Raw genomic sequence first — 19,828 nt, 5'->3', positions numbered from 1 at the left:
CCGGGCATGATGCCGATCTTGATCTCGTCGGGCGTGATCAGGCCGGGGCAGTTGGGGCCCAGCAGCAGGGTTTTCTTGCCGCCTGCGGCTTCCTTGGCCTTCATCTTATTGCGCACCATCAGCATGTCGCGCACAGGAATGCCTTCAGTGATACAGATGGCCATGTCCAGGTCGGCTTCCACGGCTTCCCAGATCGCGTCGGCAGCACCTGCCGGGGGCACATAGATCACCGACACGGTAGCGCCGGTCTGCGCAGCAGCTTCCTTGACGGAGGCGTAGATCGGGATGTTGAAGATCGACTCGCCAGCCTTCTTCGGGTTCACGCCAGCCACGAAGCAGTTTTTGCCGTTCGCGTACTCCTGGCACTTTTCGGTGTGGAACTGGCCCGTCTTGCCCGTGATGCCCTGGGTGATGACCTTGGTGTCTTTGTTGATGTAGATCGACATGTGTGTTCTCCGGGCTTACTTGACGGCAGCAACGATCTTGGTCGCAGCTTCGGCCATGGTGTCTGCAGCGATGATGGGCAGGCCGGACTCGGCCAGCATCTTCTTGCCCAGCTCTTCGTTCGTACCCTTCATGCGCACGACCAGCGGCACATTCAGGTTCACAGCCTTGCAGGCGGTGATCACGCCGGTGGCGATGGTGTCGCACTTCATGATGCCGCCGAAGATGTTGACCAGAATGCCTTCGACCTTGGGGTTCTTGAGCATGATCTTGAAGGCTTCGGTGACCTTCTCGGGGGTGGCACCGCCGCCCACGTCCAGGAAGTTGGCGGGCTCGCCGCCGAACAGCTTGATGGTGTCCATGGTGGCCATGGCCAGGCCCGCGCCGTTCACCAGGCAGCCGATGTTGCCATCGAGGCTGATGTAGGCCAGGTCGAACTTGGAGGCTTCCACTTCGGCCGGATCTTCTTCATCCAGATCGCGGAAGGCCACGATTTCTGGCTGACGGAACAGCGCGTTGGCGTCGAAGTTGAACTTCGCGTCCAGGGCCATCAGGTTGCCCTTGGAGTCGCAGTTCAGCGGGTTGATTTCCACCAGCGACGCATCAGTGTCCATGTAGCACTTGTAGATCTTGGCGAAGATGTCCACGGCCTGATCAATGGAAGCGCCGGTCAGGCCGATGGCTGCGGCGACCTTCTTGCTTTGCTCGGCGGTGATGCCGGTGAGCGGGTCGATCATCTCGGTGATGATCTTCTCGGGCGTGGAATGGGCCACTTCCTCGATGTCCATGCCGCCTTCGCTCGAAGCGATCAGGGCCACCTTCTGCGTGGCGCGGTCGGTCACCAGGGACACGTACAGTTCGTTCTTGATGTCGGCGCCGTCTTCGATGTACAGGCGGCGGACCTTCTGGCCTTCGGGGCCGGTCTGGTGGGTCTTGAGCTGCATGCCCAGGATCTCGCCAGAGATGCGCTTGACGTCTTCAATGGTCTTTGCAACCTTGACGCCGCCGCCCTTGCCACGGCCACCGGCGTGGATCTGGGCCTTGACGACCCACACGGGGCCGCCGAGTTTCTGAGCTGCTTCCACGGCTTCTTGCACCGTGAATGCGGGAATGCCGCGCGGAACGGGCACACCAAAATTGCGCAAGATTTCCTTGCCTTGGTATTCGTGAATCTTCATGAGGTCTCTCTCAGGGAAGGATGGTGGTTACCCGTTTACCATGGACATCAAAATGTCTGGCCGCGGGCTGGGGACATGGCAACCGGCAACTGTATCATGTTGCAATGCACCATTCTTGTGCGTAGCTGACAGCCTTGTGTGCCTGGCGGGTTACCGGGTTTTGTTGATTGATGATGCTGGCAGGCAGACGCCGCCCCCTTTTTTCTTACTCTTTTGCAGGAGCACCCCTATGTCCAAAGTCTTTATTGATGGCGAAGCCGGTACCACGGGCCTGCAGATACGCGAGCGCCTGGCGGCCATGCCCGAGGTCGAACTCGTGAGCATCGCACCCGAGCTGCGCAAGGACGCCAACGCCAAACGCGACCTGATGGCCGACGTGGACCTGGTTGTGCTGTGCCTGCACGACGATGCCGCGCGCGAGTCGGTGGCACTGATCGACGGCCTGGCCGGTCGCAAGCCGCGAATCATCGACGCGTCCACCGCGCACCGCGTGGCCCCAGGCTGGGTCTATGGTTTCCCCGAACTCGCGGCCCGGCAGGCCGATGCCGTCGCAAAGGCCGACCGCGTGGCCAACCCTGGTTGCTATGCCACGGGCGCCATCGCCATCCTGCGCCCCTTGATCGACGCGGGCCTGCTGTCCGCCGATGCGGCCGTGGCGTTGCCCGCGGTGAGCGGCTATTCGGGTGGCGGCCGCACCATGATCGAAGCCTACGAGGCAGGCACCGCGCCGCTGTACGAGGCCTACGCGCTGGGCCTGGCGCACAAGCACATCCCTGAAATCATGGCGCTGACGGGCCTGCGCACGCGGCCGCTGTTCACGCCCGCCGTCGGCAACTTCAAGCAGGGCATGCTCGTGAACCTGCCGCTACACCTGGACACCCTGCCCGGCCAACCCAAGGCCGCCGACCTGCACGCGGCCCTGGCTGCTCACTACGCCAAGAGCAACACGCCCGAGCAGTTCGTGCAGGTGCTGCCCGCCACCGAAGACGGCAAGCTGGACGCACTGGCGCTCAACGACACCAACCAACTGGAACTGCGCGTGTTCGCCAACGAAGCCCACCGCCAGGCCGTGGTGGTGGCCCGCCTGGACAACCTGGGCAAGGGCGCCAGCGGCGCGGCGGTGCAGAACCTCAAGCTGATGTTGGGCCTTTGAAGCAAGGTCGTCCCGACACATGGTTCAAGGGGATCTGGCCGGTTATGCATTGACGCTGGGCAAAAGCGCGTTGCTGGTCATCGCTACGCTGCTGCCCATCATCAACCCTCCCAGCACGGCGACCATCTTCCTGTCGCTGACGGACGGCGCGTCCGAAGCCACGCGGCGCGAGCTGTCGCGCCGCATCGCGCGCAATGTCTTCCTGCTGATGCTGGCCTGCACCCTGGTCGGCTCCTTTGTGCTGGATTTTTTCGGTATCTCGCTGGAGATCGTGCGCGTGGCGGGTGGCCTGCTGGTGGTGAACATCGGCTGGCGCCTGCTGGGCGCCGAGAGCGCGGAATCAGCCCGCGCCGCGCGCCTGGCCGAGGCATACACGCCGGACATGGTGCGCAAGACACACTTCTATCCGCTCTCATTCCCCATCACCTGCGGCCCCGGCACCGTGGCCGCCACCATCACCGTGGGGGCCAGCCTGGCCGACCCAGCACTGGCCACGGCCACCGCCCGCACAATGGGCGCCGTGCTGGGCCTTGCCGTGGTGGCGCTGACCATCCTCATGTGCTATCGCTACGCCCAGGCCATCTTGAAGCCGCTGGGCGAAACCGGCACGCTGGTCTTTTTGCGGCTGTCGGCCTTCATCTTGCTGTGCCTGGGCATCCAGATCTTGTGGGATGGCCTGGCGCCACTGTTGACCAGCGTGGTGCGGCAAGGGCTGCTGCCGGGTGGCTGACCGAGCACTCCATTCGCCGGGCCCGTGATTTTTCGCACAGGCCGTTGGCAGGGTACGCGCCCATAATCCGCCGTACCGGGCCTGTCGCCCGACTCTGGAGGGCTTTGCGCATGAACAAATTGACATGGAAGGCGGCCGCTGCCGCCGTGCTGGCAGCCGCGCTGTGCGGCGCGGCTGGGGCGCAGACACGCGTGCCGGCGCAGGACACCAAGGGGCTGAGCGACCCGGCGGGCGTGCAGCGCTACACCGGCTCCGTGCTGCTCTATCGCGACGACGCCGCCTATGACGAAGTGCGTTTTCCCGCCGCCAAGGCGGTGGAGCAGAGCGATGACCGGCTGGTGGCGCCACGCAGCATCGAGCGCGCAGGCCAGCGCACCGCACTGCAATACGTGACCCCCGCAGGGCGCTCTCCGCTTGAAGTGCTGCGCAACTACCAGCAGGCGCACAAGGCAGCGGGCTTTGAGACGGTGTACGAATGCGCGGGCTTCGAGGCCTGCGGTGGCTCCTCCACCGGCATCTTCCGCTTCAACCTGCCGGGCCAGTTGCTGCCGCGCAGTTGGGAGGGCAAGGCGGGCGACAACACCCCAGCGGCCTGCGCGGCTGGCACCATCGCCGACCTGCGCTATGCACTGCTCGACAACAAGGCCACGGGCGCCACGCTGGCCGTGTTCACCTGGACGCCCCAGGACATGTCGGTGTATTGCGACGAGGCGGAATTTCGCAAGCGCACCACGGTCGCCGTTGTGCGCGTGGAGCCCAAGGCGCGCGAGCAGCGCATGGAAACCCTCTCGGCCAGCGAGATCGGCAAGGGCCTGGACGCCAACGGGCGGGTCGCCATCTACGGTATTTTGTTCGACACGAACAAGGCCGACATCCAGCCCGCCAGCAAGGCGTCGCTGGACCAGATCGGGGCCCTGCTCAAGCAGCAGCCCGGCCTGAAGCTGCATGTGGTGGGCCACACCGACAACGTGGGCAACCTGCCTGCCAACATCGACCTGAGCCGCCGCCGGGCCGATGCCGTGGCGGCAGTGCTGGCCAAGGACTACGGCATTGCCCGCGACCGGCTCACGGCCAACGGGGTGGCCAGCCTGGCGCCCGTGGCCTCCAACGGCACCGACGCGGGCCGCGCCAAGAACCGCCGGGTGGAGCTGGTGCTGCAGTAACCAACCCACAGGGCAAAGCGAGAAAGGGGCGGCGGCCCCGGACAGCCCCGGTCAGTCCAGGGCGTCATCGCCGCCGCGCACCACGCGGTGCACCACGTCGCCCGAAAAGCCCCGCGCCATCAGAAAACGGATCTGCTTGTTGCGGCCTGCGGCATCGGTTGCGGGCTCGCCAAACTTGCGGCGCCACACCTCGCAGGCGCGTTCCAGTTCGCTGCCTTGCAACTGGGCCACGGCCTGCTGCACCGTCTCCGCCTCCAACCCTTTGGCCTGCAGCTCTTGCCGGATGCGCGATGCGCCCATGCGGCTTGCGCGGCGGTGGAGCACCGACTCCACCACCCGCGCCTCGTTGATGAAGTCTTTGCTCTGCAGTTCATCGAGCACGGCGTTGAGGTCGTCGCCCTCCTGCACATGCGGGCCAAGCTTGCGCAGCAGCTCGGCCCGCGAGTGCTCCCGCTGGCCCAGCAGCCGCAGCGCACGGCCTTTGAGCGAAAGCGTGGTGAACCCCATGGCCAACGAAATGCTTCTATTTTGATAGCTACTTGCGCTTGATATATAAGCGCTAGCAGCCTCTTTTATGCCTCGTCTGCAGCCTTGCCTTTGGTGGGCGCTGGCGCCTGCGCCGTGGGCAGCAGGGCGATGCCCAGTTGCTCGCGCACCTTGTTCTCGATCTCGATGGACAGGTCGGGGTTCTCGCGCAGGAACTCGCGGGCGTTGTCGCGGCCCTGGCCGATTTTTTCGCCGTTGTAGGCATACCAGGCGCCGGACTTTTCGACGATCTTGGCCGTCACGCCCATGTCGATGATCTCGCCCTCACGGCTGATGCCTTCGCCGAACAGGATGTCGAACTCGGCCGTCTTGAACGGCGGGCTCACCTTGTTCTTGACCACCTTGACCTTGGTTTCGTTGCCAATGGCTTCGTCGCCCTTCTTGATGGTGCCGGTGCGGCGAATATCGAGGCGCACCGAAGCGTAGAACTTGAGCGCGTTGCCGCCGGTGGTGGTTTCGGGGCTGCCGAACATCACGCCGATCTTCATGCGGATCTGGTTGATGAAGATGACCATGCAGTTGGTCTTCTTGATGGTGGCGGTGAGCTTGCGCAGAGCCTGGCTCATCAGGCGGGCCTGCAGGCCGGGCAGGGCATCGCCCATCTCGCCTTCGATTTCGGCCTTGGGGGTGAGGGCGGCCACCGAGTCGATGACGATCAGGTCCACCGCACCCGAGCGCACCAGGCTATCCACAATTTCCAGGGCCTGTTCGCCGGTGTCAGGCTGGCTGATCAGCAGATCGGACAGTTGCACGCCGAGCTTTTGAGCGTATTGCACGTCAAGGGCGTGTTCGGCATCGACGAAGGCGCAGGTGCCGCCCTGTTTTTGCATTTCGGCAATCACCTGCAGCGTGAGCGTGGTTTTGCCCGACGATTCCGGGCCATAGATTTCCACCACGCGGCCACGGGGCAGGCCACCCACGCCCAGGGCAATATCCAGGCCCAGCGAGCCGGTGGAGACCACCTGGATGTCCTCGATCACCTCGCCCTCACCCAGGCGCATGATGGTGCCCTTGCCAAATTGCTTCTCGATCTGAGCGAGCGCGGCGGCCAGGGCCTTGGCCTTTTCAGTGTTCACGGGCAATGCGGGATTGGTGCCTTTGACTGCGACGTCCATGAGAAAACTCCTTGAGAAACAACAGGTTGGGTGTTTGCATTGCTCTGCAATTAATTACAGGCTGGATGCTTGAACAGTAGTTTATGCGAGCCATTGACCTGCATTCAAGGAGAACTTAGTCAGTTTGCCTGACAATTGGCTATGCTTCAAATCCCCCTCTCGGCGCCCGCCCACGATGGCTGGCGCCAGACCCACCTGGGTCGCCTGCTCGGCCACGCGATGCGCCGCTTCGACGCCAGGGTGCTGCAGCTCATGGCGCGCAATGTGGAGGTGCCGCTGGCGTTGTCCAACCTGGCGGCGCGCGACCAGGTGAGCGCGGCCCACGTGCACATCACACGCCACCTGGCGCTGCAGGGCGACCGGCTGACCGACCTGGCCCAGCGCGCGGGCATGACCAAACAGGCCATGGCCAACCTGGTGGACCAGTGCGAGGCCTGGGGCCTGGTCACGCGCGAGGCCGATCCGCTCGATGCACGTGCGCGCCGCGTGTGCTTCACGCCCACGGGGCTGGCTTGGCTGCAGGCATTCCGCGATGCCGTGGCCCAGGCCGAGGCCGAGTTCCGCGAGGAGGTGGGGCAGGACGTGGCCACGGTGGTGGCCATTGGCCTGGAGGCGTATGCGGGAGGTGAAGGGGCAGGCAGCTGACCCTGGATCAGTCTATTGCGCCAGGCACCAGTGGCACCTCGGCCCGCGCCGCCGCAGCCAGCCGACCTGCGTCGATGCCCATGGCGCGAAGGGTGCGCGCTGCCACGCCTTGGGGCATGGCGGCAATCACCGCCACCACATGGGCCCCCCGCAGCGGGCCGCCCTGGTCCTTGCGCGAGTGCGCCAGTGTTTGTATGACCTCCTGGCCCGAGGGTTGGGCCCGGTAGAGTCCGGGGCCAGGTGGGGCCAGGGCCGCCGCCTCTGGCAGGGGCGCATTCAGCCCCAGGCCCTGCAAGGCATCGCGGTACTGTTGTTCGATGGCATCGCGGACGGCGGCGGGGTCGGCCCCCACGCTCTCAAAAGCCCGCCGAGCCGATCCGTCGGGAAGCTCGATGGCCGCCAGCAGAAAGTGCTCTGCCCCCGGCGCCGCCTGGCCACTGGCGCGGGCATGCGCCTCGGCCCCCGTGCACAGGCGGCTCAATGTGCGGATGCTCTGGAGTCGGTGCTGCAATTTGCGAAACATGGCGATGGCTCCTCTTTCAAGAACGGGGGACTTGGGATGACAGGCGCTTGTGTGCCGCCTGCTTGCTCACGCCCAGCGCCTGAGCAATCTGCGCCCACGACCACCCCTTCTTCAGGGCCGCAGCGACCGCAGCAGCTTCCAGCCGATCGGCCATCAGGCGCAGGGCAACCACCGCAGCCAGTGCGGCCTCGGGGTCTTCGTGGGACGGGAGAGAAATGGGCGTCAGCATTCGTCAACTATAGTTGACGAAATACATTCACGTCAACCAACATTGACGGCCATGGGGACTTGTTTCAAGAATAACCACAGTCCCCACCCGGTTTGGGTAGTCGGGCCTGCGGCCTCTTTTTGCGCACACTCGGCATATGCCTGTTGTCTTGAAACCGATACACCACCGCGTCTTCCTGCAAGCCCAGCCCGGAGCCACCGGCTCGCCGGGGCCCGCAATCGCACTCGCCCCCGCCGCCTCCGTGGTGACGGCCATTCCCGGCAACACGCCGCTGGTACTGGATTCGCCCCACAGCGGCACCCAGTACCCCGCCGACTTCGGTTCGGCCTGCGACCTCTCCACGCTGCGCCGCGCGGAAGACACGCACGTCGAAAAAATCTATGCCTTTGCCCCCGCGATGGGCGCGGCCTGGGTCGAGGCCCACTTTCCCCGCATCTACCTTGATGCCAACCGCGACACCACCGAGCTGGACACCTCCTTGCTCGACGGCGCGTGGCCCGGCCCCCTGAGCACCGACCCCAAGGCGCTCAGCAAGGTGCGCCTGGGCAAGGGCCTGGTCTGGAAGTTCACCGACGAAGGCCAGCCCATCTACAACCGCCTGCTGAGCGTGGCCGAGGTGCAGGCGCGCATTGACCGCTGCTGGCGCCCCTACCACGCAGCCGTGGCCGAGGCCATTGACGCTGCCCATGCGCGCCACGGCTACAGCATCCACCTCAACTGCCACTCCATGCCCGCCGTGGCGGGGCGCTTTGCCACCGATTTCCCCGGCCTGGAACATGCCGACTTTGTGGTGGGCGACCGCGATGGCTCCACGGCGAGCCCGGCGCTGTCGGTGCTGATCTGCGAACACCTGCGTGTCTGCGGCTACAGCGTGGAATACAACCACCCCTACAAAGGCGTGGAGCTGGTGCGCCGCTACGGCCACCCCGCGCAGCAACGCCACAGCATTCAGCTCGAAATCAACCGCAAGCTCTACATGGACGAGCACACGCTGGCCCAGCACCCCGAGGGCGTGGCCCGCCTGCAGACTGACCTGGCGGCGCTGCTGCACAAGCTGCTGGCCACCGACCCGCGCTGAAGGCTCTTGGAGGGCCTGCGCGCCGCCTAGAATCGTGGCATAGGCACGGCGGCAGACCGTCGCCACCCACTAGGAGAGACCCCCATGCGCATCCTTATTGCCGAAGACGACCAGGTGCTGGCCGATGGCCTGCTGCGCACCCTGCGCGCCTCGGGAGCCGTGGTGGACCATGTCGCCAGCGGCAGCGAGGCCGATGCCGCCCTGTTGACCAACAACGAGTTCGACCTGCTCATCCTGGACTTGGGCCTGCCCCGGATGCACGGGCTGGAAGTGCTGAAAAAGCTGCGCGGCCGGGGCTCGGCCCTGCCCGTGCTCATCCTCACCGCCGCCGACAGCGTGGAAGAGCGCGTGAAAGGGCTGGATTTTGGCGCCGATGACTACATGGCCAAACCCTTCAGCCTGCAAGAGCTGGAGGCGCGCGTGCGTGCCCTCACGCGCCGGGGCATGGGCGGCACCAGCAGCGCCATCAAACACGGCCCGCTGGTGTACGACCAAGCCGGCCGCGTGGCCACCATCGACGGCAAGATGATCGAGCTGTCGGCGCGCGAACTGGGCCTTCTGGAGGTGCTGCTGCAGCGCGCGGGCCGCTTGGTGAGCAAGGAGCAACTCGTCGAGCGCCTGTGCGAGTGGGGCGAAGAGGTGAGCAACAACGCCATCGAGGTCTATATCCACCGCCTGCGCAAGAAGATCGAGGGCGGCCCCATCCGCATCGCCACGGTGCGCGGACTGGGGTATTGCCTGGAGAAAATTCCTGGATAGCTATCAAAACAATAGCTGCCAACGCTTATTCATCAAGCGCTGGATGCCTTTCAGGCGAGTAAACCTCGCACCAGATAGCTGCCCACAATGCCCGCAAACACAGTGAAGCCCAGCCAGTGGTTGATGCGGAACGCCTTGAAGCAGCCCTCGCGGGTGCGGGTACGGATCAACGTGAAGTGCCACACGGCCTGCGCGAGCGCTGCGGCAATTGCTATATAAAAAATAGCGCCTAGCGCATAAGGAGAAAGCGCTAGAGCCCAAATCGACAAGAAAAGCAGGTAAAACACCACGATGCCCGCCACATCGAAACGCCCCAGCGTGATGGCCGACGTCTTGATGCCGATCTTGAGGTCGTCGTCGCGGTCCACCATGGCGTATTCGGTGTCGTAGGCCAGCACCCAGAACATATTGCCCAGCCACATCCACCAGGCCACGGCGGGCACCTGGCCCTGCACGGCGGCAAAGGCGATCACGATGCCGAAGTTGAACGCGATGCCCAACACTGCCTGGGGCATGGAAATGATGCGCTTGGTGAACGGGTAGGCAATGGCCACCAGCACGGCGGGCACCGACCAGGCGATGGCCGCCGCGTTGGTGGTGAGCACCAGCCCGAACGACACCAGCGCCAGCACCGTTGCCAAGGTGAGCGCCTGTTTCACCGACACTGCGCCCGTCGTCACGGGCCGCTGCGCAGTGCGCTTGACGTGTTTGTCAAAGTCGCGGTCGGCCACGTCATTCACGCAGCAGCCCGCGCTGCGCATGAGGAAAGTGCCCAGCACGAACACCGCCAGCAGGTGCCAGCCCGGAAACCCGTCGGCCGCGATCCACAGCGCCGAGAGCGTGGGCCACAGGCACACCAGCCAGCCCGCGGGGCGGTCCCAGCGGATGAGGTCGAGGTACAAGGACAAGCGGCTGCGGGTAGCGATGGTTGCTGCGGTCATGGGGCATGATTTTCCCAGATGCGCACCCGCACAAAAAAAGCGCCCGGGGCCTTGCGGCCACCGGGCGCTTCGTTCGGACGAAGTTGGCCGCTCTTACTCTTCGAGCAGCGAGCGCAGCATCCAGGCCGTCTGCTCATGCACCGTCAGGCGCTGGGTCAACAAATCGGCCGTGGGTTCGTCGCTGGCCTTATCGGCCAGAGGGAACAGGCTGCGGGCGGTGCGGGCCACGGCCTCGTGGCCTTCGACCAGCACGCGCACCATGTCCAGCGCCTTGGGTGGCTTGGCGGGGGCGTCAGACACGGTGGCCAGCTTGCCGAATTCTGCGTACGAGCCCGGCGCCACGTGGCCCAGCGAGCGGATGCGCTCGGCGATCGGGTCCACCGCGTTCCACAGCTCGGTGTACTGCGCCATGAACATGGTGTGCAGTGCATTGAACATGGGGCCCGTCACGTTCCAGTGGAAGTTGTGGGTGGTGAGGTACAGCGTGTAGGTGTCGGCCAAAAGGCGCGACAGGCCCTGGGCGATGGCAGCGCGGTCTTTGTCGCTGATGCCGATATTGATGCTGGGAGCAGAGGCCTTGCTGCTGGCAGCGGATTTTCCGGAGGCTTTGGCCATGAGTGTGATCCTTCTATGCTGAAAAAAAGGGGGGAGAAAGATCCGCGCCCCACCGGCCACGCCGGAAGAACACGGGCACGGCTAACACTGTAGCGCAAGCGAATTGCACCCGTGGCCAAAGGGTCAGGACAGGCGCTTGACGCCCGGCAACTCGCAGGCGTAGATGGCGTTGCGCAGGGCCGCGATGGCCTCGTAGCGCGTGAAGCTGCGGCGCCAGGCCAGCACCACGCGGCGCATGGGCGGCGGGCTGCCGTCTTCCTCGCGGATAGGCAGGTAACGGATGTAGGTCTCGTCGCTCTTGCGGCGGCGCGACACGGACAGCAGCGCATCGCGCGGCACCGACAGGCGTGGCACCAGCGTCACGCCCATACCGGCGGCCACCATGTGCTTGATGGTCTCCAGCGACGAGCCTTCGAACGACTTGCGGATGCCCTCGGCATTGCTCGCAAAACGCGCGAACTCGGGGCAGACCTCCAGCACATGGTCCCGAAAGCAGTGGCCAGCGCCCAGCAGCAGCATGGTCTCGCTCTTGAGCTCGGCGGCAGTCACGCTTTTGCGGCCGGCCAGCGGGTGCGTGCTGGGCAGGGCCGCCATGAAGGGCTCGTCATACAGCGGCGCCATGGCCAGGCCCGTGTCGGGGAAAGGTTCGGCCAGGATGGCGCAGTCGATCTCGCCCGTGCGCAACATCTCCAGCAGTTTGACGGTGAAGTTCTCCTGCAGCATCAACGGCATCTGCGGCGTGCGCGTGATCGACTGGCGCACCAGCTCGGGCAGCAGATAGGGCCCGATCGTGTAGATAACCCCCAGCGTGAGCGGCCCGGCCAGCGGGTCTTTGCCGCGCTTGGCGATCTCCTTGATGGCCGCCGCCTGCTCCAGCACGCTCTGCGCCTGGCGCACGATGTCCTCGCCCAGTGGGGTCACGGTCACCTCACCCGCGCTACGCTCGAAGAGCTTCACATCCAGCTCTTCTTCGAGCTTCTTGATGGCCACCGAGAGCGTGGGTTGCGACACATAGCAGGCATCGGCCGCATGGCCGAAGTGCTTCTCGCGGGCCACCGCAACGATGTACTTGAGTTCGGTGAGGGTCATGGTGTCAGGCCTTGAGATAGTCCGATTTTCCACCCAACCAGCGCGCCACGTGTTTCGCGGCCAAATCCGGTTGGCGGTCCAGCATCTGCGGGGCCAGTTCGCGCGCCCATTCGAGCAGCACGGTGTCGGTGGCAAGGTCGGCAAAACGCAGCAGCGCATCGCCCGACTGGCGCGCGCCCAAAAACTCGCCGGGGCCGCGAATGTCGAGGTCGCGCCGGGCAATCTCGAAGCCATCGTTGGTTTCGGCCATGGCCTTGAGGCGCTCTTTGGCGGTCTCGCCCACGCGGCCGCTGTCGTTGGTGGCATACAGCAGCACGCAGGCCGAGGCCGCCGCACCGCGCCCTACCCGGCCGCGCAGCTGGTGCAACTGCGAGAGTCCAAAACGCTCGGCATGTTCGATGACCATGAGCGATGCGTTAGGCACGTCCACGCCGACTTCGATCACGGTGGTGCTGACCAGCACGCCCATCTGGCCGCTGGTGAAGAGCGCCATCACGGCTTTCTTCTCGGCAGTGGGCATGCGCGAATGCAGCAGGCCGACCATGACGCCGGGCAAGGCTTCGCTCAGGTCGGCATGGGTGGCGGTGGCGTTGCTCAGGTCCAGCGCCTCGCTCTCTTCGATGAGCGGGCACACCCAGTACACCTGCCGCCCGGCCTCCACCTGCGCGCCGATGCGTTCGATCACCTCGTCTTTGCGGCTGTCGGCAATCAGCTTGGTGACGATGGGCGTGCGGCCGGGGGGCAGTTCGTCGATGACCGACACATCGAGGTCGGCGTAGTAGCTCATGGCCAGCGTGCGCGGAATGGGGGTGGCGCTCATCATCAGCATGTGCGGCTCCATGCCGTGGGCAGCTAACTTCTGCCGCAGCGCCAGCCGCTGCGCCACGCCAAATCGGTGCTGCTCATCGATGATGGCGAGCGCCAGGTTCTTGAACTGCACCTGGTCCTGGATCACGGCGTGCGTGCCCACCACCAGGGCGGCCTCGCCGCTGGCCACCAGGGCCAGCATGGCGGTGCGGTCCTTCTTTTTTTGCCCGCCCACCAGCCAGGCCACCTTGCGGCCGCGCGCGGCCAGCAGGGGTTCGAGCCAGCCGATCATCTTGGCGAAATGCTGCTCGGCCAGGATCTCGGTGGGCGCCATCAGCGCACACTGCCAGCCCGCGTCCATGGCCAGGCAGGCGGCCAGGGCCGACACCACGGTTTTGCCCGAACCCACGTCGCCCTGCAGAAGGCGGTGCATGGGCACCTGGCGGGCCAGATCGGCGGCGATTTCCTCGCCCACGCGGCGCTGGGCGGCCGTGAGGCTGAAGGGCAGCACGGCCATGAGCTGCTCGTGCAAGGGCAGCACACCCGCATGGGCAGGCTGCGGGCGCAGCACGGGCGCACGCAGCATGTCGCGCTCGCGCCGCGACTGCTGCTGCGACAGTTGCTGGGCCAGCAGTTCCTCAGCCTTCAGGCGCTGCCAGGCCGGGTGGCTGTGGTCCTCCAGCGTGGACAGCGCCACATCGGGCGTGGGGTGATGCAAAAAAGAGAGCGCCTCGCGCAAGCTGAATAGGCGCTGCAGGCCATTTTGACCTCTAAACCGTGCAAAAGGCGGCTCGGCACCGGGCGGCAGCGTGTCCGACAGATCCACCCGCGCCAGCGCACCCACCACGGCGCGACGCAGGTAAGGCTGGGGCAGCCCAGCCGTGGTGGGATAGACGGGCGTGAGCGCTGCGGGCAGCTCGCCGCCCGCCACGCGAAACGCCGGGTGCAGCATCTGCCGCCCCCAGAACCCGCCCTTGACCTCACCCCGGATGCGCAGGCGGGCGCCCACGGACATGGTTTTCTGGTGCGAGGGGTAGAAGCTGAAAAAACGCAGCTCGCAGGTGCCGCTGTCATCCTCCACCTGCACCACCAATTGGCGGCGCGGGCGCAGTTGCACCTCACTTGCCACCACGGTGGCTTCGATCTGGGCCATCTGCCCATCGCGGGCGTTGGCCAGTGGAATGATGCGCGTTTCATCTTCGTAGCGCAGGGGCAAATGCAGAGCCAGGTCGATGTCGCGGCGCAGCCCGATTTTTTGCAGCGCCTTCTGCATCGCGGAAACCCCTTTGGCGGCAGCCGGGGCTGCCGCGGCTTTGGCATCAGGGGAAACTCGGGCGGCGGAAGGCATAAAAATAGCTGGAAATACTAGCGGTACAGACTGGGGCAAAAAGGCTACCATGGTTACCGTTACCGGCGCCCAAAGCTGGACGCCTTTTCCGAGTCCGGGTCATAACATGCTTAAGCGCATCCAAATCCAACATCTCACCCTGGGCATGTATCTGCACGAGTTCTGCGGCTCGTGGATGGAGCACCCGTTCTGGCGAGCCAAGTTCCTGCTCAAGGACCCCAATGACCTGGAGCGCATCCAGGCCACCGCCATCAACGAATGCTGGATCGACACCTCCAAGGGCCTGGACGTGGCCACCGGCACTGCATCGGTGTCGCGCGAAGAGGTCGATGCCCAGATCGACACCGACTTCAGCCGCCTGGAAGACCTGCCGCCCGTCGAGGTGAGCCTGCCCGTGCCACCGCCCCCAAAGCGCAACCGCTTGCCCGCCGACATGCAGGGCGAACTCAAGATGGCGGCAGCCATCTGCGTGAAATCCAAGCAGGCCGTGGTGTCGATGTTCAACGAGGCCCGCATGGGCCGCGCAGTGGACTCGGTGGTCGCCCAAAACCTGGTCACGGAGATTTCTGACTCCGTCACGCGCAACCCCAGCGCGCTGATCAGCCTGGCGCGCCTGAAAACCGCTGACGACTACACCTACATGCACTCGGTCGCCGTGTGCGCGCTGATGGTGGCCCTGGCCAAGCAGCTCCGGCTTGACGACGAACAGACGCGTCTGGCGGGCCTGCTCCACGACCTGGGCAAGGCGGCCATACCGCTGGCCGTGCTCAACAAGCCGGGCAAACTCACCGATGAAGAATTCACCGTGGTGCGCAGCCACCCGGTAGCGGGCTACGAGATGCTCAAGGAGGGCGGCAACGTGCCCGATGCCGTGCTAGACGCCTGCCTGCACCACCACGAAAAAATCAACGGATCGGGCTACCCCGACAAGCTGCAGGGCGATGGCATCAGCGTGATCGCCCGCATGACAGCCATCTGCGACGTGTACGACGCCGTCACCTCCGACCGCCCTTACAAGCGCGGCTGGGACCCGTCCGAATCCCTGCGCCGCATGGCCGAGTGGACCAGCGACCACTTCGATCAACGCCTGTTCCAGGCCTTCGTCAAGAGCATCGGCATCTACCCCGTCGGCTCGCTGGTGCGGCTGACCTCGGGGCGCATTGGCGTCGTCACCGAACAGGCCCCCAAGGCCCTCACCACGCCCAAGGTCAAGGTCTTTTATTCGACCAAATCCGCGCTGCGCATCCCACCCGACCTGGTGGACCTGGCCGCCCCCGGCTGCACCGAGAAGATCGTGGCGCGCGAAGACCAAGATAAATGGCGCTTTCCCGACCTGAACGAGCTCTGGTCGGGCTTCACCGAAAAGGCCTGGTAGCTCTAGGACGTGTCACTGGCGGGCGCCGAGGTGCATGGGCGCGCATGGGACAATCGCGCCCTCTGATTTTTTTCTTGGCACGGGCCCGTTCAGCCCTCAAGCACGATGACCGATCTCTCTAGCGGCGCGCCCAGCGCCCCCCACGCCCCGCGTGTTTTCACCCTCAGCGACTTCGATTTTTCGCTGCCCCCCGCACTCATCGCCCAGCACCCCGCGCCCGAGCGCAGCGCCTCACGCCTGCTCGACGGCCGCGCCCTGCAGCCTGTGGACCGCATCTTTCGCGATTTGCCCAGCCTGCTGCGCGAAGGCGACCTGCTGGTCTTCAACGACACCCGCGTGGTCAAGGCGCGCATCTTTGGCGAGAAGGCCAGCGGCGGCAAGCTGGAGCTGCTGATCGAGCGCGTGCTCACCGATGGCGACGGCAACGAAGTCGTGGCCCACATGAAGGTCAGCAAAAAACCCCTGCCCGGCAGCACCGTGCACATGGCCGGCGGCCGCCACGCGGGCGGGTTCGACGCCACACTGCTCGGCCGTTGGCCCACCGAGGACGGCCCGCTGTTTCGCTTTGCGCTGCAAGGCCCGGCGGGCGAATCGCCCTGGGAGCTGATGGACCGCCACGGCCACCTGCCGCTACCGCCCTACATTGAGCGCCAGCAAAACACCGACCACGACCCCGACGAGGCCGAGGACAGCCAGCGCTACCAGACCGTGTTTGCGCGCGCCCACGGCGCCGTGGCCGCCCCCACCGCCGCGCTGCACTTTGACGAAAGCGTGCTTGCCGATCTGGCCGCGCGCGGCATCGAGCGCGCCAGCGTCACGCTGCACGTGGGCGCGGGCACGTTCCAGCCCTGCAAGACCGAGAACCTGGCCGAACACCAGATGCACAGCGAGTGGTACGAGGTGCCCCTGTCCACGCTGGCTGCGCTGGAGCGCTGCCGAAAGCGCGGTGGCCGCGTGGTGGCCGTGGGTACAACCACGGTGCGCACGCTCGAATCGTGGGCAAAAACCGGCCAGGCCACGGGCGACACCAACATCTTCATCACGCCGGGTTTTGCCTTTCAGGTGGTCGATGTGCTGATCACCAACTTCCACCTGCCCAAAAGCACGCTGATGATGCTGGTGAGCGCATTTGCGGGCTATGCCCATGTGATGGGCCTGTACCGGCACGCCATTGCACAGCAGTACCGGTTTTTCAGCTATGGCGATGCGATGCTGTTGGAGCGCCCGCGCAGCACACCCTGACCTCAAAGGCTGAGAGTTTTTCGGCCGTGCTCCATCAGCGGCAGGTGCGCGGCGGCGCAATGCGCGGTGCCGCGCCCATGGCCGGGGGCTGGTTGGTGGACGGTAGCTCCACGCAATAGCTGCCCCACGGCCCCGCCACCTGCGCGGTGCGCGCGCCGTCAGCGCCGCGCCTGTCGTGCGCCCACCCGCCCGCCCCGGGCGCCGCAGCGGCGGGCGCGTCCAACGGGCCGGGCTGCAGCGCACCGGCTGGCCGTTGCCGACGCTGCCACGCCCTCTCACGCGCCAGTGCACGCGCCACATCGTCCAGCCCGAGCGCGGTTGGCTGCGACGCCCCAGAGGCCGAGGGCTGGGGCACGGGCGCGGCGGCGCCCCCCGAAGATGGCGCCCCGGCCCCGGGCTCCGGACCCGCGTCCCGGGGAGAGAGCGGGACCACCGTCGCCGGGGGCTTGGGCATGCCCCTCGCCGCCGCGATCGTCACGGCCTGCGCCCTTGCCGTGGCCGGGCGCACTGGCTGCGGGGCCCCTGCCCCGCCCGCGACAGCGGGCGGGGGCAAGGTTGCCGTTGTCGCCACCCACAGCATGGCGGGCGGTGACGGGGCGGCCGCACTCCCCGGCGGCGGGCGCAACGGCCTGGGCGCGGCGCCCTTGCACAGCACCGCCAACCCCACCACATGCAGCAGCAGCGACCCGCCCAGCGCCCAGGCCAGGCGCTGGCGGCGCACCAGGGCAGCGCACATCCAGCGGTTACTCCTGCGGCGGAAAACCACCCGCCCCATCGCCCGCAGGCGCCGCAGCGGCGTCCGGCACCCAGGCCAGCAGGTCCCCCGGCTGGCATTGCAGGTAGGCACAGATGGCCGACAGGGTCTCGAAGCGCACCCCTTTGACCTTGCCGCTTTTGAGCAAGGACAGGTTGGCCTCGGTGATGCCCACATGGGCCGCGAGATCCCGCGACTTGACCTTGCGGCGCGCGAGCATTTCGTCCAGGGTGACAACAATAGCCATGGGGATGGGTGCGGGGTTAGACAAAGGCATCGGCTTCGGCCTGCAGGCGGCAGCCCTCGGCCAGCACATGCGACAGCAGCAGCATCATCAGCCCTACCACCAGCACGCTCATTTCGAACGAGCCCACGCCCAGCACGACCAGCCCGCCCTGTTGCCCCGATGCCAGCCAGGACAACAAGGCGGTCACGCCCACCTGGTACAGCAGCGAGGTCACGAACAGTGCCAGAAACCCCCAGCCCACCCCACGGAACCCCCGCACCACAGCGGCCCCAAACACCGACCCCGCCAGGAACGAGCGGCAGATGCGGTGCACGCACAGCACCACATACAGCATGGCGGCGGCGGGAATGCACTCCAGCCCCACGCCCACCCAGCGCCACAGCGTGTCCATGGACCGGGGCGGCACCAGCCCTGCCAGCACGGCCTGGGCCGGCACCACTGTGACCGGCATCCAGCCGCCCCAACTCGCCTCGTGCCCAATGGCCGCCCAGCGCGCCAGCGAGAGCCCCAGAGACACCCAGGCGCACACCCAGCTGGCGGCCAGCAGCCCCCAGGCCAGCCGCCGGAATGAGGGGGTTTGCACCGACAGGGCGGTGCCACGAAGAAGTGTGTTGCTTGCCATAAATTTATTGCAAAACGATAATAATATGCTGTTTTACAGAAATCATACCGCCATGTTCCACCAACCCTTTGCACACCCCGGCAGCGCCGCGCCGGCGTTCCGCCCCACCCGCCCCTGGCCGCGCAGCCTGCGGGCCTTGCGCCTGGCCCTGTCTGCAGCCGCCGTCGCCGCCCTGCTGGCGGCCTGTGGCAGCGTGCCCGTGTCGTCCCTGTGGAAGCTGCGTGCCCTGAGCCTGGAGACGCTGGACCCCGCCGCGCTGCGCGCCGCCGTGGTGCACAGCCCCAACCTGCAGCTGCACGGCCAGGAGCTGTTGCTGTCAGTGAGCGTGTCGCGCAAGCTGCGCCTGCCCAACGGCAGCACCACCGTGGAACAGCTGGAAGAAAAACTGCCCCTCCAGGAGCTGCGCAGCACGGCCGAACGCAGCCCGCTCGCGGGGTACGACACCCCCCAGACCCAGGCTCAGGTCTGGCGCATCGACCCCGCCGCCCTGCCCCGGTTGCAAGCCCTGCGCGCCCGGGCCCTGGGCTGGAAAGGCACGGACGACGGCCGCCGCGAGCTGGGGCTCGGGCTGGAACTGGCCGGCTGCCACCACAGCGGCGGCAGCCGAAACCAGACGGTGACCACGCTGATCCGCTTCACCGAGCCGGGCGAGTACATCCCCATCCTGCGCAACATAGACCTGGCCGAAACCATGCCTGCCGCAGAGCTGAAAAAACGCTTTCCGGACTGCGCTACGGGGTCCTGAGCAGACTGTCAGCGGCGGTGATCCGCACCCGCACCGGTGGCGCCGGGAGCGCGCCCCACCGCAGCACGCCCAAGCCTTCTTGTGCGGGGTGGCCGCCCAGGGAACCCTGCCCGAGGCCCTGCTGGCCCGCTGAGTCGGTACCAGCCTCGGGTCAGAATGCCACGGCGTGCCCGTCCTTGCGCGGGTCGGAGCCCGCGATGTAGCTGTCGCCATTTTTCAGCACCAGTTGCGCGCCGCCGAAGGCGAACACGCCGTTGCCCTCTTCCACCGTCACCTCATGGCCACGCGCGCGCAGCGCGGCGACCACGGCGGCATCGAAGCCGGGCTCCACGGCCACGCCTTTGCCGCCCGTCACACGCCAGCGCGGCGCGTCGGCGGCAGCCTGGGGGTTTTGGCCGTAGCGCAGCACGCGCAGCGCCATTTGTGTGTGGCCCTGGCTTTGCATGGGGCCGCCCATCACGCCAAACGCCATCTGGGGTG

Annotated in this window: 23 protein-coding genes; 9 read left to right on the top strand and 14 right to left on the bottom strand. The window is 66.3% G+C overall.

From position 1 onward, the window contains the following. The coding region (locus tag Q0105_RS07175; RefSeq protein ID WP_366145915.1) for a CoA-binding protein at positions 1-446 on the bottom strand (446 nt) is incomplete at its 3' end. A gap of 15 nt (positions 447-461) precedes the next feature. Then, the gene (gene sucC / locus Q0105_RS07170; RefSeq protein WP_298210215.1) at positions 462-1,622 is read right to left on the bottom strand and encodes an ADP-forming succinate--CoA ligase subunit beta; all 1,161 of its coding nucleotides are present in this window, start codon (positions 1,620-1,622) and stop codon (positions 462-464) included. Positions 1,623-1,851: 229 nt separating this feature from the next. On the opposite strand from sucC, the gene argC reads away from it, so the two are divergent. From argC to Q0105_RS07155, 3 genes are all read left to right on the top strand, one after another. After that, positions 1,852-2,775: an N-acetyl-gamma-glutamyl-phosphate reductase gene (argC, locus tag Q0105_RS07165; protein ID WP_298210213.1), complete on the top strand. Its 924-nt coding sequence runs from the start codon at positions 1,852-1,854 to the stop codon at positions 2,773-2,775. Between the two features lie 19 nt (positions 2,776-2,794). Continuing rightward, positions 2,795-3,505 carry a MarC family protein gene (locus tag Q0105_RS07160; RefSeq protein ID WP_298210211.1) on the top strand — a complete coding sequence of 237 codons (711 nt, stop codon included), beginning with the start codon at positions 2,795-2,797 and terminating at the stop codon, positions 3,503-3,505. A 110-nt stretch (positions 3,506-3,615) separates the two neighbouring features. Further along, a complete protein-coding gene (locus Q0105_RS07155; protein WP_298210209.1) occupies positions 3,616-4,668 on the top strand; it encodes an OmpA family protein in 1,053 nt (350 codons plus the stop codon). A gap of 51 nt (positions 4,669-4,719) precedes the next feature. Here the strand turns inward: Q0105_RS07155 and recX are convergent, their stop codons facing one another. Together recX and recA are read right to left on the bottom strand one after the other, a co-directional pair. Next, positions 4,720-5,175, bottom strand: a complete 456-nt coding sequence (gene recX / locus Q0105_RS07150; RefSeq protein ID WP_298210207.1) for a recombination regulator RecX — start codon at positions 5,173-5,175, stop codon at positions 4,720-4,722. A gap of 65 nt (positions 5,176-5,240) precedes the next feature. Continuing rightward, a complete protein-coding gene (gene recA / locus Q0105_RS07145; protein ID WP_298210205.1) occupies positions 5,241-6,329 on the bottom strand; it encodes a recombinase RecA in 1,089 nt (362 codons plus the stop codon). A gap of 141 nt (positions 6,330-6,470) precedes the next feature. Here recA and Q0105_RS07140 point away from each other — a divergent pair, with 141 nt between their 5' ends. Further along, positions 6,471-6,974 (top strand): MarR family winged helix-turn-helix transcriptional regulator, encoded by a 504-nt coding sequence (locus Q0105_RS07140; protein ID WP_298210203.1) that lies wholly within the window; start codon positions 6,471-6,473, stop codon positions 6,972-6,974. A gap of 7 nt (positions 6,975-6,981) precedes the next feature. Here Q0105_RS07140 and Q0105_RS07135 read toward each other — a convergent pair whose 3' ends face one another. Then, positions 6,982-7,497 (bottom strand): Clp protease N-terminal domain-containing protein, encoded by a 516-nt coding sequence (locus tag Q0105_RS07135; protein WP_298210201.1) that lies wholly within the window; start codon positions 7,495-7,497, stop codon positions 6,982-6,984. 16 nt (positions 7,498-7,513) lie between these two features. Beyond that, positions 7,514-7,726, bottom strand: a complete 213-nt coding sequence (locus Q0105_RS07130) for a helix-turn-helix domain-containing protein (RefSeq protein ID WP_298210199.1) — start codon at positions 7,724-7,726, stop codon at positions 7,514-7,516. A gap of 136 nt (positions 7,727-7,862) precedes the next feature. On the opposite strand from Q0105_RS07130, the gene Q0105_RS07125 reads away from it, so the two are divergent. Next, complete coding sequence (locus Q0105_RS07125; protein ID WP_298210197.1) at positions 7,863-8,804, top strand: N-formylglutamate amidohydrolase; 942 nt, start codon at positions 7,863-7,865, stop codon at positions 8,802-8,804. A gap of 84 nt (positions 8,805-8,888) precedes the next feature. After that, the gene (locus Q0105_RS07120) at positions 8,889-9,563 is read left to right on the top strand and encodes a response regulator transcription factor (protein ID WP_298210195.1); all 675 of its coding nucleotides are present in this window, start codon (positions 8,889-8,891) and stop codon (positions 9,561-9,563) included. Between the two features lie 50 nt (positions 9,564-9,613). Here Q0105_RS07120 and ubiA read toward each other — a convergent pair whose 3' ends face one another. The 4 genes from ubiA to recG all read right to left on the bottom strand — a co-directional run bounded on the left by ubiA (position 9,614) and on the right by recG (position 14,363). Continuing rightward, positions 9,614-10,504, bottom strand: coding sequence for a 4-hydroxybenzoate octaprenyltransferase (gene ubiA / locus Q0105_RS07115; RefSeq protein ID WP_298210193.1), 891 nt, complete (start codon positions 10,502-10,504; stop codon positions 9,614-9,616). A 93-nt stretch (positions 10,505-10,597) separates the two neighbouring features. Continuing rightward, positions 10,598-11,119, bottom strand: a complete 522-nt coding sequence (locus tag Q0105_RS07110) for a Dps family protein (RefSeq protein ID WP_298210191.1) — start codon at positions 11,117-11,119, stop codon at positions 10,598-10,600. A 123-nt stretch (positions 11,120-11,242) separates the two neighbouring features. Then, on the bottom strand, positions 11,243-12,208 hold the full coding sequence (locus Q0105_RS07105) for a LysR substrate-binding domain-containing protein (RefSeq protein WP_298210189.1): 966 nt from the start codon (positions 12,206-12,208) through the stop codon (positions 11,243-11,245). A 4-nt stretch (positions 12,209-12,212) separates the two neighbouring features. Beyond that, on the bottom strand, positions 12,213-14,363 hold the full coding sequence (gene recG / locus Q0105_RS07100) for an ATP-dependent DNA helicase RecG (RefSeq protein ID WP_298210186.1): 2,151 nt from the start codon (positions 14,361-14,363) through the stop codon (positions 12,213-12,215). 106 nt (positions 14,364-14,469) lie between these two features. On the opposite strand from recG, the gene Q0105_RS07095 reads away from it, so the two are divergent. Continuing rightward, on the top strand, positions 14,470-15,738 hold the full coding sequence (locus Q0105_RS07095) for an HD-GYP domain-containing protein (RefSeq protein ID WP_298210184.1): 1,269 nt from the start codon (positions 14,470-14,472) through the stop codon (positions 15,736-15,738). Positions 15,739-15,843: 105 nt separating this feature from the next. Further along, positions 15,844-16,980, top strand: coding sequence for a tRNA preQ1(34) S-adenosylmethionine ribosyltransferase-isomerase QueA (gene queA / locus Q0105_RS07090; RefSeq protein ID WP_298210182.1), 1,137 nt, complete (start codon positions 15,844-15,846; stop codon positions 16,978-16,980). 34 nt (positions 16,981-17,014) lie between these two features. Here queA and Q0105_RS07085 read toward each other — a convergent pair whose 3' ends face one another. The 3 genes from Q0105_RS07085 to Q0105_RS07075 are packed head-to-tail and all read right to left on the bottom strand — an operon-like array spanning position 17,015 to position 18,603. Further along, positions 17,015-17,716 (bottom strand): hypothetical protein, encoded by a 702-nt coding sequence (locus Q0105_RS07085; RefSeq protein ID WP_298210181.1) that lies wholly within the window; start codon positions 17,714-17,716, stop codon positions 17,015-17,017. Between the two features lie 7 nt (positions 17,717-17,723). Continuing rightward, positions 17,724-17,981, bottom strand: a complete 258-nt coding sequence (locus tag Q0105_RS07080) for a helix-turn-helix transcriptional regulator (protein WP_298210179.1) — start codon at positions 17,979-17,981, stop codon at positions 17,724-17,726. A 16-nt stretch (positions 17,982-17,997) separates the two neighbouring features. Next, positions 17,998-18,603, bottom strand: coding sequence for a DUF2975 domain-containing protein (locus tag Q0105_RS07075; RefSeq protein ID WP_298210177.1), 606 nt, complete (start codon positions 18,601-18,603; stop codon positions 17,998-18,000). 52 nt (positions 18,604-18,655) lie between these two features. Between Q0105_RS07075 and Q0105_RS07070 the strand changes: the two genes are divergently transcribed. Further along, entirely contained in the window at positions 18,656-19,348 is a 693-nt protein-coding gene (locus Q0105_RS07070; RefSeq protein WP_298210175.1) for a hypothetical protein, read from the top strand. A gap of 151 nt (positions 19,349-19,499) precedes the next feature. On the opposite strand, the gene Q0105_RS07065 is transcribed toward Q0105_RS07070, so the two are convergent. Then, the coding region (locus Q0105_RS07065; protein WP_298210173.1) for a gamma-glutamyltransferase at positions 19,500-19,828 on the bottom strand (329 nt) is incomplete at its 5' end.

This window comes from Acidovorax sp. (assembly GCF_027492855.1).
In the GTDB taxonomy this organism is placed as follows: Bacteria; Pseudomonadota; Gammaproteobacteria; order Burkholderiales; family Burkholderiaceae_C; genus Acidovorax.
The sequence above is the reverse complement of the archived record's forward strand: the minus strand, read 5'-3'. Positions and strand labels throughout refer to the sequence as shown.